Origin of the sequence: Micromonospora zamorensis (genome assembly GCF_900090275.1) — a bacterium.
Taxonomy (GTDB): Bacteria; Actinomycetota; Actinomycetes; order Mycobacteriales; family Micromonosporaceae; genus Micromonospora; species Micromonospora zamorensis.
The window spans coordinates 632,061-646,144 of sequence record NZ_LT607755.1 but is presented as its reverse complement, the minus strand read 5'-3'; the positions used below and the strand labels follow the sequence as shown (position 1 = coordinate 646,144).

At 71.4% G+C, this 14,084-nt stretch carries 17 protein-coding genes; 2 read left to right on the top strand and 15 right to left on the bottom strand.

Going from position 1 to position 14,084, the window contains the following annotated elements; all coding sequences use genetic code 11:
• Window positions 1-22: 22 nt before the first annotated feature.
• Window positions 23-469: a DUF4240 domain-containing protein gene (locus GA0070619_RS02970; protein ID WP_088946628.1), complete on the bottom strand. Its 447-nt coding sequence runs from the start codon at window positions 467-469 to the stop codon at window positions 23-25.
• 161 nt (window positions 470-630) lie between these two features.
• On the opposite strand from GA0070619_RS02970, the gene GA0070619_RS02965 reads away from it, so the two are divergent.
• Entirely contained in the window at window positions 631-1,758 is a 1,128-nt protein-coding gene (locus GA0070619_RS02965) for a sulfite oxidase (RefSeq protein WP_088946627.1), read from the top strand.
• 82 nt (window positions 1,759-1,840) lie between these two features.
• Here the strand turns inward: GA0070619_RS02965 and GA0070619_RS02960 are convergent, their stop codons facing one another.
• The 12 genes from GA0070619_RS02960 to proS form a co-directional block, all read right to left on the bottom strand.
• Window positions 1,841-2,164 carry a DUF2469 domain-containing protein gene (locus tag GA0070619_RS02960; RefSeq protein WP_007075222.1) on the bottom strand — a complete coding sequence of 108 codons (324 nt, stop codon included), beginning with the start codon at window positions 2,162-2,164 and terminating at the stop codon, window positions 1,841-1,843.
• Window positions 2,161-2,973, bottom strand: a complete 813-nt coding sequence (locus GA0070619_RS02955; RefSeq protein ID WP_088946626.1) for a ribonuclease HII — start codon at window positions 2,971-2,973, stop codon at window positions 2,161-2,163. Before GA0070619_RS02955 ends, GA0070619_RS02960 begins: the two co-directional genes overlap by 4 nt.
• The gene (locus tag GA0070619_RS02950) at window positions 2,967-3,500 is read right to left on the bottom strand and encodes an NUDIX hydrolase (RefSeq protein ID WP_269458584.1); all 534 of its coding nucleotides are present in this window, start codon (window positions 3,498-3,500) and stop codon (window positions 2,967-2,969) included. The genes GA0070619_RS02955 and GA0070619_RS02950 overlap by 7 nt, the downstream gene beginning before the upstream one ends.
• 54 nt (window positions 3,501-3,554) lie before the next feature.
• Window positions 3,555-4,190, bottom strand: coding sequence for a signal peptidase I (gene lepB / locus GA0070619_RS02945; RefSeq protein ID WP_088946624.1), 636 nt, complete (start codon window positions 4,188-4,190; stop codon window positions 3,555-3,557).
• Window positions 4,191-4,200: 10 nt separating this feature from the next.
• Window positions 4,201-5,070, bottom strand: coding sequence for a signal peptidase I (gene lepB / locus GA0070619_RS02940; RefSeq protein WP_088946623.1), 870 nt, complete (start codon window positions 5,068-5,070; stop codon window positions 4,201-4,203).
• A 181-nt stretch (window positions 5,071-5,251) separates the two neighbouring features.
• Window positions 5,252-5,608: a 50S ribosomal protein L19 gene (rplS, locus tag GA0070619_RS02935; RefSeq protein ID WP_088946622.1), complete on the bottom strand. Its 357-nt coding sequence runs from the start codon at window positions 5,606-5,608 to the stop codon at window positions 5,252-5,254.
• Window positions 5,609-5,750: 142 nt separating this feature from the next.
• Complete coding sequence (gene trmD / locus GA0070619_RS02930; protein ID WP_088946621.1) at window positions 5,751-6,524, bottom strand: tRNA (guanosine(37)-N1)-methyltransferase TrmD; 774 nt, start codon at window positions 6,522-6,524, stop codon at window positions 5,751-5,753.
• A 12-nt stretch (window positions 6,525-6,536) separates the two neighbouring features.
• Window positions 6,537-7,097 carry a ribosome maturation factor RimM gene (gene rimM / locus GA0070619_RS02925; protein ID WP_088946620.1) on the bottom strand — a complete coding sequence of 187 codons (561 nt, stop codon included), beginning with the start codon at window positions 7,095-7,097 and terminating at the stop codon, window positions 6,537-6,539.
• Window positions 7,097-7,357, bottom strand: a complete 261-nt coding sequence (locus GA0070619_RS02920; protein WP_172862164.1) for an RNA-binding protein — start codon at window positions 7,355-7,357, stop codon at window positions 7,097-7,099. The genes rimM and GA0070619_RS02920 overlap by 1 nt, the downstream gene beginning before the upstream one ends.
• A complete protein-coding gene (gene rpsP / locus GA0070619_RS02915) occupies window positions 7,332-7,862 on the bottom strand; it encodes a 30S ribosomal protein S16 (RefSeq protein WP_088946619.1) in 531 nt (176 codons plus the stop codon). Before rpsP ends, GA0070619_RS02920 begins: the two co-directional genes overlap by 26 nt.
• A gap of 229 nt (window positions 7,863-8,091) precedes the next feature.
• Window positions 8,092-8,739, bottom strand: coding sequence for a ribonuclease FAU-1 family protein (locus tag GA0070619_RS02910; protein WP_088951517.1), 648 nt, complete (start codon window positions 8,737-8,739; stop codon window positions 8,092-8,094).
• Between the two features lie 83 nt (window positions 8,740-8,822).
• Complete coding sequence (proS, locus tag GA0070619_RS02905; protein ID WP_088946618.1) at window positions 8,823-10,229, bottom strand: proline--tRNA ligase; 1,407 nt, start codon at window positions 10,227-10,229, stop codon at window positions 8,823-8,825.
• Window positions 10,230-10,514: 285 nt separating this feature from the next.
• Here proS and GA0070619_RS02900 point away from each other — a divergent pair, with 285 nt between their 5' ends.
• Window positions 10,515-11,117 (top strand): TetR/AcrR family transcriptional regulator, encoded by a 603-nt coding sequence (locus tag GA0070619_RS02900; protein WP_088946617.1) that lies wholly within the window; start codon window positions 10,515-10,517, stop codon window positions 11,115-11,117.
• Window positions 11,118-11,282: 165 nt separating this feature from the next.
• Here GA0070619_RS02900 and GA0070619_RS02895 read toward each other — a convergent pair whose 3' ends face one another.
• Together GA0070619_RS02895 and ffh are read right to left on the bottom strand one after the other, a co-directional pair.
• A complete protein-coding gene (locus tag GA0070619_RS02895; protein ID WP_088946616.1) occupies window positions 11,283-12,362 on the bottom strand; it encodes an amidohydrolase family protein in 1,080 nt (359 codons plus the stop codon).
• 65 nt (window positions 12,363-12,427) lie between these two features.
• Window positions 12,428-13,990, bottom strand: a complete 1,563-nt coding sequence (gene ffh, locus GA0070619_RS02890) for a signal recognition particle protein (protein WP_088946615.1) — start codon at window positions 13,988-13,990, stop codon at window positions 12,428-12,430.
• Between the last annotated feature and the right edge of the window lie 94 nt (window positions 13,991-14,084).

Genomic DNA, 14,084 nt, shown 5'->3' with positions numbered 1-14,084 from the left:
CCGAGGATCTGCTACGGCCCGGTCACCACCACGGCTCGTTCGAGCCGGTCTCGTAGTCGTACTCCTCGACGTGGTCCCACTCCTTCCCGGTCGCCTTCTGGTAGGCGTCGGAGGGGACGTCGAGGATCGATTCCGCATGAGCGGCCTCGACGGTGGTGAAGCGGTCGAACGCTGCGGGATCCGCCAGCACGGCAGCCATGGCCGCTGGTCCCGCCACCACCACCGCGCACCGCGCATACAGGAAGTCGTCATCGGACAGTCGGTCGGCGCCGGGCAGGACAGCCTGGGCCAGCACCCGACGGTCCAGTTGGTGGAGCTTGAACGCCAGCGCCTCGGCGAAGTCGACGATCCGCTCCACCGGCTGCTCCGACAGCACCGAGGTCAACCGCTCGTACGGACGGTCGTCCTGGACCTCGGGCTGACCGCCCAACATGTCGACGAGTCGCCAGAATTCCTCATCCGCGAGCACTGGGAGCCTCCACCGGGACTGTTCGGCCGAACCGGCGCCAGTCTCCTCCTCCCCCGCTGACCTCACCCCACCGTCCCCCGGGCCATGTTCGTGCTGCCAGGGAGGGCCTAGGCTGGTCCGCGTACGGCGGGTGCCGCCGTGTGGACCGGGGAGGCCCAGGCATGACCACTGTCGATGACCGGACGCCGACGGTGGCCGACGTGAGCGGCCCGTCCCGGCTTGCGGAGCCGGACGAGGCGATCAGCGCCGAGGAGTTGCAGCTCGCCGCCCGCAACCACGGCATCCCGTTGGAGGCGCTGCGCTACGACGTCACCCCGGCCGGGTTGCACTACCTGCTGATCCACTACGACATCCCGGACGTCGACCCGGCGGCGCACACGCTGACCATCGGCGGCGCGGTGGACCGCCCGCTGACGGTCACCCTCGCCGACCTGCGTGAGCGGCCACGGGTCACCCAGCAGGTGACCCTGGAGTGCGCCGGCAACGGGCGAGCCCTGCTGCACCCCCGGCCGGTCAGCCAGCCCTGGCTGGTCGAGGCGGTCGGCAACGCCGAGTGGACCGGCACCCCCCTCGCTCCGCTGCTGCGGGAGGCGGGCCTCGGGCCGGACGCGGTGGACGTGGTCTTCACCGGCGCCGACCACGGCGTCGAGCGTGGGGTCGAGCAGGACTACCAGCGGGCCCTTCCGGTCGCCGACGCGCTGCGCGAGGAGGTGCTGCTGGCGTACGAGATGAACGGCGCTCCCCTGCTGCCGCAGCACGGCGCCCCGCTTCGGCTGATCGTGCCCGGCTGGTATGGCATGGCGCACGTGAAATGGCTCCAGTCGGTCGAGATCCGCACCGAGCCGTTCGAGGGCTACCAGAACGCCGTCGCGTACCGGGTGCGCACCGACGCTGACGACCCGGGCGTTCCGGTCACCCGGATCGAACCCCGCGCGCTGGTCCGCCCGCCTGGCTTCCCCGATTTCATGTCCCGCCGCCGGGTGCTGCGGCCCGGGCCGTGCACGGTGGACGGACGGGCCTGGTCGGGGCACGCGCCGGTGGTCTCCGTGGAGGTCACCACCGACGGTGGGCAGAGCTGGGCGCCGGCCGAGTTGGACCCGGCGGACGGCGGCGACTTCGCCTGGCGGCGGTGGCGCTACGAGTGGTCCGCCACGCCGGGCCGGCACGTGCTCGGTGCCCGGGCGACCGACGCGTCGGGTCGCACCCAGCCGGTCGAGCAGCCGTGGAACCGTGGCGGCTTCGCCAACAACCTGGTGCAGCGGGTCGAGGTCGTGGTGCCGGCCGAGTGACCTGGTGCCGGCCGAGTGATCGGCGGCAGGGGTCACACCGCGGGTGGGGGGCCCGTGGTGCGGCCGGTCGGCGTGGGTGCGGTCAGCCGCCGAAGCCGGAGTCGGCGGGCAGCGAGATGTCGGGCTTCTCCAGCTCTTCGACGTTGACGTCCTTGAAGGTCATCACCCGGACGTTCTTCACGAAGCGGGCAGGACGGTACATGTCCCACACCCAGGCGTCGTGCATCTCGACCTCGAAGTAGACCTCGCCGTCGGAGTTGCGCACATGCAGGTCGACCTGGTTGGCCAGGTAGAACCGACGTTCCGTCTCCACCACGTACGAGAATTGGCGGACAATGTCGCGGTACTCCCGGTAGAGCTGCAGCTCCATCTCGGTCTCGTACTTCTCGAGATCTTCCGCGCTCATCGCACTCCGCCTTCCATGGCCACATCTTCCCCCACCGGCGCCGGAGGCCGAGGCTGCTCGCCCAACGCCACGCCGACGGTACCCCCTGACGCCCAGGAGCGCTCCATCGGCTCTTCCAGCGCGTGGCCGCCGGGCCGTCGGGCCCGCGGCGGCCGGCCGTCGCGGCCGGAGACCGCGGCGACATTGACGTACGAGAACCGGTGCTCCCGGCACGGCCCGTGCTCCCGCAGCGCAGCGGAGTGCTCCGGGGTGATGTAACCCTTGTGCTCGGCGAAGCCGTACGCCGGGAACACCCCGTCCAGCTCCACCATGATCCGGTCCCGGGTGACCTTGGCGAGCACGCTGGCCGCCGCCACACACGCCGCGACCCGGTCACCCTTCCACACCGCCAGGCCGGGCACGCCCAGGCCGTCCACGCCGAAGCCGTCGGTCAGCACGTACTCCGGGCGGGTGGTGAGGGAGGCGAGCGCCCGACGCATCGCCGCCAGGTTGCACACGTGCAGCCCCCGGGCGTCGACCTCGTCCGCGGGGATGACCACCACGGCGTACGCGAGTGCCCGGTCCACCACCTCCGCGTACACCCGTTCCCTGCTCGCCGGGGTGAGCAGCTTCGAGTCGGCCAGCCCCTCGATCTCGCCGCGCCGCCCCTCGGGCAGCACCGCCGCGGCGGCGACCAGCGGACCGGCACACGCGCCCCGGCCCGCCTCGTCCGCGCCGGCGACGTGCCGGAAGCCGCGCCGCTGGAGCGCTCGCTCCAGGGCGTACAGGCCGGCCTCGCGGCGCACGACGGTGCGCGGCGGGGTCAGCACGACGCCTCGCCCTGGCCCGCGCCGGTCGACTGCCCCAGCCGGGTCAGCAGGACGGGCAGCTCGGGGGGATAGAACCGCTCACCGCTGACCGCCAACTCGGCGGGAAGCCACCAGCGGTGATCGGCGATGCTGCGCTGCTCGATGTCGTTGAAGCCGGTGGTGTCCACCTGCCAGGACTGCACCCGGAAAAGGAAGAAGTCCTGTTCCTGGCGGTACCAGGTGCCGTCGAACGTGAACTCGGTCGTGTCGCACCAGACCGGCTCGCCCAACTCGGCCGGGTCGAGCCGCAACCCGGTCTCCTCGGCCAGCTCCCGTGCCGCGCCGGCTGCCGGGGACTCCGCCGGGTCGAGCCCACCGCCGGGGGTGAACCAGTAGCGGTGCCCTGGTCGGGCCGGGTCGAAGCCCTCGAACAGCAGGACCCGGCCGGCCGCGTCGACGAGCAGCACGCGGGCGGCGCGTCGAGGGGTATAGGCACGGTCGGCACTGCTCGCGGCTGCGGGGCTCGCAGGCTCACTCCTCGCGCTCACGGTCACCGCCCCAGCCTGCCAGACCGGCGGCGGATCGCCCACGCCCCGGGCGGCCTACGGCTTGGGAATGCCGTCGAACTGGTCCGGCACGGTCAGCCAGGTGGCCCGACTCACCGGCCAGAAGACGGTGAACGCCCGACCGACGACGTCGTCCTCGGGGATCGTGGCCTCGGTGATGTTCTGCCCGGACTGCTGCCAGTGCTCCAGGGAGTCACCGGAAGCCGAGCGGTGGTCGCCCATCACCCACAGCCGGCCCTTCGGCACGGTGATGTCGAACTCCTGATCGGCGGGCTTGTCGCGGATGCCGTCCATCGAGAAGATGTACGGCTCGTCCAACGACTTGCCGTTGATCATCAGCCGTTCCTCCGGGTCGCAGCAGACCACGTGGTCACCGGGGACGCCGATCACCCGCTTGATGAAGTCCTCACCGTCGGGGTTGCCGCTCCAGGCGGTCGGAGCCTTGAACACGATCACCTCGCCGCGGTGCGGCGATCGGAAGTCGTAGACCAGCTTGTTGACCAGCACCCGGTCGTCGATCTTGAGAGTGTTCTCCATGGACGGGGAGGGGATGAAGAAGGTCTGCAGCACGAAGGCGCGGACCAGCACCGCGACCAGGATCGCCACACCCAGCAGGATCGGCAGCTCCTTCCAGAAGGAGCTGCGGGGCTTGTCGGTCTGCTCGTCAATCACGCCAAGGAGCCTACGTTGCCGAACTGGACGCCACCGACCGGAACGCGCGGGAACCACGCAGTGCGGCTGCCAACGGGAGTATCAGCAGCACACCGCCCTGCGGGGTCGGTTGCACCGGGGGTGCGCCGGGAGACGCCGTCGCCGGCGCGGACACGTCGTCGAACGTCGACGGCACCGACAGCGAAGTCCACCGCGACGAGGGCCAGACCACGATGAAGGCCCGCCCGACCACGTTGTCGATCGGCACCGGGCCCTGGCAGCGCGCATCCTGCGAGACCTCGCGGTGGTCACCCATCACGAAGATCTGACCGGGCGGTACGACGACCTCGTCGAAGCGCCGGGAGCGGCACTCCGCCGGGTTGGGCGGCAGGTCCAGCGGGGAGTCCCGCAGCACGTACGGCTCGTTGAGCGGCGTGCCGTTGACGGTCACCCGACCCTGGCTGTCGCAGCACTTGACCCGGTCGCCGGGGAGACCGATCACGCGCTTGATGAAGTCCTTCTCGCCGGGGCGACTCACCCCGACCAGGTCACCGACGGTGCGGGTGAGCTTGCCGGCGACGCCGGGCGCCGGCTGCTCGTCGACCTGCGGCGCCCAGCGGTCGGTGCCCCGGAAGACCACCACCTCGCCGCGTTGCGGGTCGCGTACGTCGTAGACGACCTTGTTGACCAGCACCCGGTCCCCGATGAGGAGCGTGTCCTCCATCGAGCTGGACGGGATGAAGAACGCCTGGAGCAGGAAGGTGCGGATCAGCACCGCGAGGCAGAACGCGACCACCAGCAGCAGCGGGAGCTCCTGCCAGAGAGGCATCTGGCGGCGGGCACGGCGAGCCCGCCGGCGCCACGGATCGACGGTGCCGTCCTCGTCAAGCGTCTGCACCACGCCACTCCCCGGTCCACAGAAGCACTACCGCCCGGGAGCCTCGTCGAGGCTCCACGGGCGGTAGTGGACGGCTGCCCGCCACGTGGGCGGGGCCGCCGCCTCGCTGCGCCCGTACGACCAGGGTAGTGCGGTCTGGTCGGTACGGCATACGCACAGCTCAGGCGGCGTGGTGAGCGGGAAGTCAGCTGGGCTGCTTCTCCCGCTTCTCCTTGATCTTGGCCTTCTTGCCGCGCAGCTCGCGCAGGTAGTAGAGCTTGGCGCGGCGCACGGCACCGCGGGTCACGATCTCGATCCGGTCGATGCCCGGGCCGTTGATCGGGTAGGTCCGCTCGACGCCGACGCCGAAGCTGACCTTGCGGACCGAGAAGGTCTCGCGCAGACCGTCACCCTGGCGGCGGATCACGACGCCCTGGAAGATCTGGACACGGGACCGGTTGCCCTCGACGACGCGGGCGTGCACCTTGACGGTGTCACCGGCCCGGAAGTCGGGAAGGTCGGTCCGCTTCGACTGGGCGTCAAGGGCGTCCAGGATGTTCATCGCTGCGTCCTCGTAAGGCTCACGGCGCACCGTCACTCGGTGCGCGGGTGGGTGATTCTGATCCCCGGGTGACGTCGGCGGGCCGACCCCGGTCGGGGATCCTCGCAGCCGCCCGCGGGCGCGGACGGATGCGGCAACCCCCCTACTTTGCCACATCCCCCGCCGGCAGCTGAAATCCGGCCTGGTCCAGGGCCGCGATGTCCCGTTTGTCGAGCCGATCGGCGGGCAGCGCGGCGAGCAGGTCAGGACGACGGGCGGCGGTGCGCAGCAGACCCTCCTCGCGCCGCCAACGGGCGATCCTGCCGTGGTCACCCGAGCGGAGCACCTCGGGCACGTCGTGCCCGCGCCAGCTCGGCGGCTTGGTGTAGATCGGCGCCTCCAGCAGCCCGTGCGCGTGCGACTCCTCGTCCAGCGAGCCCGCGTTGCCCAGCACCCCCGGCAGCAACCGGGTGACCGCCTCCAGGATCACCAGCACCGCGACCTCGCCACCGAAGAGGACGTAGTCACCGAGTGAGACCTCGGTGACCGGCATCCGGGTGGCGGCGTGCGCCAGAACACGTTGGTCGATGCCCTCGTACCGGCCGCAGGCGAAGAGCAGATGCGACTCGGCGGCCAGCTCGTGAGCCATGGCCTGGGTGAACGGGGCACCGGCCGGCGACGGCACCAGCAACCGGGGTGGCGGGGCGTCGGCCGGCGCGAGCGCGTCCAGCGCCTCACCCCACGGCTCCGGACGCATCACCATCCCCGGCCCGCCGCCGTAGGGAGTGTCGTCGACGGTGCGGTGCACGTCGTGGGTCCAGGTCCGCAGGTCGTGCACGGCAAGCTGGAGTACGCCGTTGGCCCGCGCCCGCCCGATCAGCGACAGGTCGAGCGGGGCGAAGTATTCCGGAAAGATCGACACGACGTCGACGCGCATAGCGGGGTGATCCTAGAGATCGAGCAGTCCGGCTGGCGGGTCGACGATCACACGTCCACCGGCCAGGTCGACCTCCGGGACGATCGCCCGGACGAACGGGATCAACGCGGTACGCCCCTCGGAGCGTCGCAGGACCAGCAGGTCCGAGGACGGCGCGTGGTCGATCCGGGCCACCTCGCCCAGCCGCTCACCGGTCGGGGTGACCACGGCCAGCCCGACGAGCTGGTGGTCGTGGAACTCCTCCGGGTCGTCCGGCGGGGTCACATCGGCGCTGTCCACCACGAGCAGGGTGCCGCGCAGCGCCTCTGCGGTGTTGCGGTCCGGGATCCCAGCGAACGCGATCAGCACCCGGCCCTGGTGGAAGCGGGCTTCCTCGATGGTCAGCTCCGCCGGAACCCGGAACGGAACGCCGGGCTCGTCTTCCGGGGCTGTGGGCGGGGGCATCGCCCCCGGCTCAGTGCGCAGCACTGTGCCGGGGGCGAACCGTGCTTCGGGCTCGTCGGTCCGCACTTCCACGGTGACTTCACCGCGGACGCCGTGCGGCTTGCCGATCCTGCCAACGACGAGCTGCATCAGTACGAGTCGACGATGTCGACGCGTACCCCGCGCCCGCCGATGGAGCCGATCACCTGGCGCAGCGCCTTGGCGGTCCGGCCGGACCGCCCGATCACCGTGCCGAGGTCCTCGGGGTGCACGCGGACTTCGAGCCGCTTGCCCCGACGGGAATCGACCATCCGCACCCGGACGTCGTCCGGGTGGTCGACGATGCCCTTGACCAGGTGCTCCAACGCCGGACGCAGAGGCATGTCAGGCCTGCTCACCGGCGTCGGCAGCGGCGGCCGGAGCCTCAGCCTTCGGAGCCTCGGCCGGAGCCTCGGTCTTCGCAGCCTCAGCCGGAGCCTCGGTCTTCGGAGCCTCAGCCTTGGGCGCCTCGGCCGGAGCCTCAGCGGTCTTGGCGGCCTTCTTGGCCGGCTTGGCCGGCGTCTCCGGGGCGAGCCCGGCGGCGGCCTTCGACTCAGCCTCGTACACAGCCTTGCGGTCGGCCCGCTCGGGGGCGACCAGGAGCGGCGGCGGGGCCGGCAGGCCCTTGTACTTCTGCCAGTCACCGGTCAGCTCCAGCAGCCGCTGCACCGCCTCGCTCGGCTGAGCGCCGACGGACAGCCAGTACTGGACCCGCTCCGACTTGACCTCGATGATCGAAGGGTCTTCCTTCGGCTGGTAAATCCCGACGAACTCAATCGCCCGACCGTCACGCTTGGTGCGCGAGTCGGCGATGACGATGCGGTACTGCGGGTTGCGGATCTTGCCCATCCGCAGGAGCCGGATCTTTACGGCCACAGTTGTTTCGCTCCTGTTGCGATCTCACCGGCCCGTGCGGGCGGTGTGCATGGGTGAGCGCCGACCGGACCCGTGGGGTTGGGCCGGAGACTACTCGGTGGACTAGCGACGTGCCCGGGTTAGAGGGCGCCGGACGCGCGCCGGATACCAGCGACCCATTCTGCCAGATCCGATGCCGATCGCACGCATCGGACCCGGACACCGCGTCACCGGTGACGCGGGACACCTCTCAGCGCACCGGCGAACGGTCCCATCCAGGTGGAAGTTCATCCGGTACGTCCCAGTCTGGTGGGGGTGTGAAGTCGCACCAGGTGCCGTCGAACGGGAACTCGCCGGCCTCGGCGAGCGCGATCACCCGCTCCCCCTCGGCGCGGACCGCCTTCTCGTCGGTCACCCAGTAGTCGTCGCCGAAGGCGAGCCGCTCGACGAACTCGTCCTCGTCCTTCCAGTCCCAGCTGAGGTCCGGTCGCACCACCACGTCCAGGTCCTGGTCCACCACGTCGACGCCGGCCACCGGACCGTCGTCCCAGCGGACACCGGGCTCCTCCAGGTTGACGTACCAGTTGGCGAACCGGCCCTGCGCGTCGCGGAACCACCAGACGGAGTGCGCCGCCCCGGTGGGCAGGAACTTCAGCAGCGGCGGCCCGTTCCAGCGCCCGTGCGCCAAGCGGTACGACGACGAGATCCACTGGGCGAACGGCATCGCCCGCATCCCCAGCCCGGCCTCGGTCACCTCGTGGGCCACCGGGGAGTCCCGGGCGATCCACACCAGCAGACCCCGGTCGTCGTCGCTGACCACGCGGCCCGGCCGGACCCACCCGATCCGACCGTGCCGCACGTTCCGATGCATGATCAGCCGACCCGGCTCGAAGCGCACCGCACCCACCTTCGGGTTGTTCTTCCTCTGCCGCCGGCGTGGAGAAGGATGCCCACGCGCGCCGGCCCAGGCTTCCCTACACCTCAGTAGGCGCGGGCGAGGATGGCGACCAGGTCGGGCTCGTCCTCGGAGTCCGGTACCGAGCCGTCGGCGCGCAGCAGGCAGCGCACCGTGACGCCCTGACCGTTCGCCTCGGCCTCGCCGGCCACGCCGACCGCCGACCACGGCACCCGTGCCCAGCCGTTCGCGGCGGCCTCGATCGCCTCGGCCAGCGTGGCGACCTCCACCGTGCGCGACTCGCGGTTGGCCAACGCCTGGTCGTGCAGCACCTGCTGGTCCGTCTCCAACGCGGCCAGCACAGCGGCGACCACGTCGGCCACCGGCGTCGGGGACTTCGAGCCGTCGGTGCGGCGCACCACCGTCGCGTTGCCGACGGCCAGGTCCCGGGGGCCGACCTCGATGCGTACCGGATAGCCACGCAGCTCGGCGTCGACGGCCCGGCGGCCGAAGGCGGTGTCGGTCCGGTCGTCGAGCGCGACCCGGACACCGGCGTCACGCAGGCCGTCGCGCAGCTTGGCCGCCGCCTCGGCGACACCCTCGCCGTCCTTGACGATCATGACGTACGCCTGGATCGGGGCCAGCCTCGGCGGCACGCGCAGACCGTTGTCGTCGCCGTGCGCCATGATCAGGCCACCCAGCATCCGGGTGGACGTGCCCCAGGAGGTGGTCCAGGCGTGCTCCCGGCCGCCCTCCTTGGACGAATAGCTGATGTCGAACGCCTTGGCGAAGTTCTGGCCCAGCTCGTGGCTGGTGCCCAACTGCAGCGCCTTGCCGTCACCCATCATGCCTTCGCAGGTGTACGTGGCCGTCGCCCCGGCGAACCGCTCGCGCGTCGTCTTCAGGCCCACCACCACCGGAATGCCGATGACGTTGACCATCAGGTCCTCGTACGCCTCGTGCAGGATCTTCCGCGCGTACGCCCGGGCGTCCTCGCGGGTGGCGTGCGCGGTGTGACCCTCCTGCCAGAGGAACTCGCTGGTACGCAGGAAGAGCCGCGGGCGCAGCTCCCACCGGACCACGTTCGCCCACTGGTTGAGCAGCAGCGGCAGGTCCCGGTACGAGTCGATCCACTTGGCCATGAACTCGCCGATGACCGTCTCGCTGGTCGGGCGCACCACGATCGGCTCGGCCAGGGGCTTGCCACCACCGTGGGTGACGACCGCCAGCTCCGGCGAAAAGCCCTCGACGTGCTGGGCCTCACGCTTGAGGTAGCTCTCCGGGATGAAGAGCGGGAAGTACGCGTTCTCCGCACCCGCCGCCTTGATCCGGGCGTCCATCTCGGCCTGCATACGCTCCCAGATGGCGTAGCCGGCCGGTCGGATGACCATGGTGCCGCGAACCGGGCCGTTGTCGGCCAGCTTTGCCTTGGCGATCAGGTCTTGGTACCAGCGGGGGAAATCCTCCGCACGGGGAGTGAGCACGCGTGCCATGACCGCACATCCTATGCGTCACGCGGGGCGACACCGCGCCCGGGAGCCGCAGCGCCGTGTCGCAGCCCCTTCTGGTGGCTGTTGCGCACGCTCGCGGCGTCGGTGGTGACGGCGCTGGACAACTCGACGGCGGCCGGTGGGCGGCTCGACGGCGTTCGCTGGCCGGCCGGTGGCGCACGTCGGGCGGGCGGGCCATGCGCGCTGGGCGGGCGGGCCATGCGCTCTGGGCGGGCGGGCCATGCGCTCTGGGCGGGCGGGCCGCGCGGCCCCTAGAATTCGACCATCATGACTGCAACGACGGACTCGCCGCGTCAGCGGCTGCGCGACACGATCGTGGACGCCGCCCGCGCGCAGACCATCGCCGCCGGCTGGGACGCGGTCCGGATGGGCGGCGTGGCCACCACGGCGGGAGTGAGCCGGCAGACCGTCTACAACGAGTTCGGCAACAAGGCCGGGCTGGCCGAGGCACTCGCCCGCCGCGAGGTGGACCGCTTCGTCGGCGACGTCCGTGCCGCCCTGCTCGCGCACGGGACCGACGTACGGACCGGCGCGTACGCCGCGATCGCGCACACCCTCGCCGCGGCAGCCGACAACCCGCTGGTCAAGGCCATCCTGACCAGCGCCCGAGGTGGTTCGGACGAGCTGCTTCCGTACCTCACCACGCGGGCCGAGGTGGTGCTCACCGAGGCGTCCGGGGCGCTCATCGAGTGGGCCGGCGATCACCTTCCCGGAGCGGACCAGGCCGCGTTGGCCTTCGCCGCCGACACGATCGTCCGGTTGGTGGTGAGCCACATCGTGCTCCCCCGCGCGCCGATCGACCAGACCGCCACGGCCCTCGCCGACCTGGCCGTACACCTCTTCAGCGCCGCCATCCGCCCAGCCCGCTGACCCCGCCCGCCGCCCCCGCACTGACCGCCGAGCGGCGCCGCGCCCGCAACTTCCCGGATGTTGCTGCCTCCGGCGCGCGGGAGACAGCAACATCCCCGATGTTGCTGCCTCCCCTGGCCGGGGCACGGCGCGCCGGGGCACGGCGCGCCGGGGCACGGCGCGGGGTCAGCGCACTACCTGGCCGCGCAGGATCGTGCGGGAGGGGGCGCGGACGACGCGCAGGTCGCGGCGGGGGTCTTCGGGGTAGACGGTCAGGTCGGCGAGGCCACCCTCGACCAGGCCGGGGAAGCCCAGCCACTGTCGGGAGCCCCAGGAGGCGGCGGCGAGTACGTCGATGGGCGCCATGCCGGCCTGCTCGTGCAGCAGAAGCATCTCCTCGGCGGCGAGGCCGTGGTCGATGCCGCCTCCGGCGTCGGTGCCCACGTAGATCGGCACCCCCGCCTCGTACGCGGCACGCACCACCTCGGGGAAACCGTCGCGCAGCGCGAGCATGTGCTCCGCGTACCCGGGGAACTTGCCCCTCGCCTGCTCGGCGATGCCGCCGAAGGTGGCGATGTTGATCATTGTGGGGATCAGTGCAGTGCCCCGCCGGGCCATCTCGTCGATCAGGTCCAGGCTGAGCCCGGTGCCGTGCTCCACCGAGTCCACCCCGGCCCGCACCATGATCTCGACCGCCGACTCGGAGAAGGTGTGCACCGCGGCGCGTACCCCGGCGGCGTGGGCGGCCTGGACGGCCGCGGTGAGGGTGTCCGCGTCCCAGGCCGGCGCGAGGTCACCCACACCCCGGTCGATCCAGTCGCCGACCAGCTTGACCCAGCCGTTGCCGGCCCGCGCCTGGGCGGCCACCGTCGCGGCCACCTCGGTGGCGTCGACCTCCACGCCGATGTCCCGCAGGTAGCGCTTCGGCGGCGCGACGTGCCGGCCGGCGCGGGCCAGTCGCGGCAGGTCCGGCTCGTCGTCGAGTTCGGGGTACGGGTACGGCGACCCGGCGTCGCGGATCGCCAGCACGCCGGCGTCCCGGTCGATGTGGGCCAACTCGCGGGCCTGGTCGAGTGAGGTGATCGGGGCGCCGCCTCGGGCGATGCCGATGTGGCAGTGCGCGTCGACCAACCCCGGCAGGACGAAGCCGCCGTCGACGACCGTCTCCGCACCGGGCACCGGAGTGAAGGTCACCCGGTCCCCGACCAGCCAGAGATCCCGGACCTCGTCGTCGGGGAGCAGCACACCGCGCACGTGAAGAGCCATGCGCACAGTCCTACCCGATCACGCCCGGTCGGGGGCGAGCAGGTCGCCCTCGACCGGCACGGACGTCAGCGGGGGCGGTTGTCGCCCTTGCCAAGCTTGTTGAAGTCGATCTTCGGGAGCTTGAAGCCGGGCGGAAGGCCCTGGCCACCGGCGAGGTCGTTCGGGTCCATCCCCGGCGGGAGCTGCGGCATGCCACCCGGGAAGCCGCCCGGCATCCCGGCTCCGGCACCCGCTCCCGTACGCGGCCGACCGCCACCCTTGGTGCCCTTGCGCTTGTTCTTCGGCGACTTGGTCGCCTTGCGCCGGCCACCGCCGGGCAGGCCCATCATGCCGCCCATCTGCTTCATCATCTTCTGCGCGTCGGTAAAGCGGTTGAGCAGCTGGTTGACGTCCATCACGGTGACCCCGGAGCCGTTGGCGATACGCGCCCGGCGGGAGCCGTTGATGATCTTCGGGTTGGTCCGCTCGCCCGGGGTCATCGACCGGATGATCGCGGTGACCCGGTCGAAGTGGGTGTCGTCCAGCTCGGCGAGCTGGTCCTTCATCTGCCCCATGCCCGGCATCATGGCCAGCACGTTGGCGATCGGGCCCATCCGTCGGACCGCGATGAGCTGATCGAGGAAGTCCTCCAGGGTGAACTGCTCGCCGCCCATCAGCTTGGCGGTCATCTTCTCCTTCTGATCGGAGTCGAAGGCCTGCTCGGCCTGCTCGATCAGAGTGAGGACGTCGCCCATGCCGAGGATCCGGCTGGCCATCCGGTCGGGGTGGAAGACGTCGAAGTCCTCCAGCTTCTCACCGGTGGACGCGAAGAGGATCGGCTGCCCGGTGACCTCGCGCACCGACAGCGCGGCACCGCCGCGAGCGTCGCCGTCGAGCTTGGAGAGCACCACGCCGGTGATGCCGACCCCGTCGCGGAACGCCTCGGCGGTGCGGACGGCGTCCTGGCCGACCATCGCGTCGATGACGAAGATGACCTCGTCCGGCTGGACCGCGTCGCGGATGTCGGCGGCCTGCTGCATCATCTCGGCGTCGATGCCGAGGCGGCCGGCGGTGTCGACGATGACGATGTCGCGGGCAGCCCGCTTCGCGTGCTCGATCGAGGCGCGCGCCACCTGCACCGGGTCACCGGTGCCGTTGCCGGGCTCCGGGGCGTACACCTCGACACCGGCCCGGCCACCGAGCACCTGGAGCTGCCCGACGGCGTTGGGGCGCTGGAGGTCGGCGGCGACGAGCAGCGGCTGGTGCCCCTGGCCCTTGAGCCAGCGGGCCAGCTTGCCGGCCAGGGTCGTCTTACCGGAACCCTGGAGACCGGCCAGCATGATCACGGTCGGCGGCTGCTTGGCGAACTGGAGCCGCCGGCCCTCGCCGCCGAGCACGGTGATCAGCTCTTCGTTGACGATCTTGATGATCTGCTGGGCCGGGTTCAGCGCCTGGGAGACCTCGGAGCTGCGGGCCCGCTCCTTGACGGCCGCGATGAAGCCCTTGACCACCGGCAGCGCGACGTCCGCCTCCAGCAGCGCGAGACGGATCTCGCGCGCGGTGGCGTCGATGTCGGCGTCGGTGAGCCGCCCCTTGCCGCGGAGCTTGGTGAAGATCCCGGACAGGCGGTCACTCAAGGTGTCAAACACGCGAACATCCCGTTTGTCAGTATTCCGGCGGGCACAACGCGGCCGGCACTGCGGAGTCCGGCCACCGCTAGGGTAACCGCCCCGCCGCAAGGCC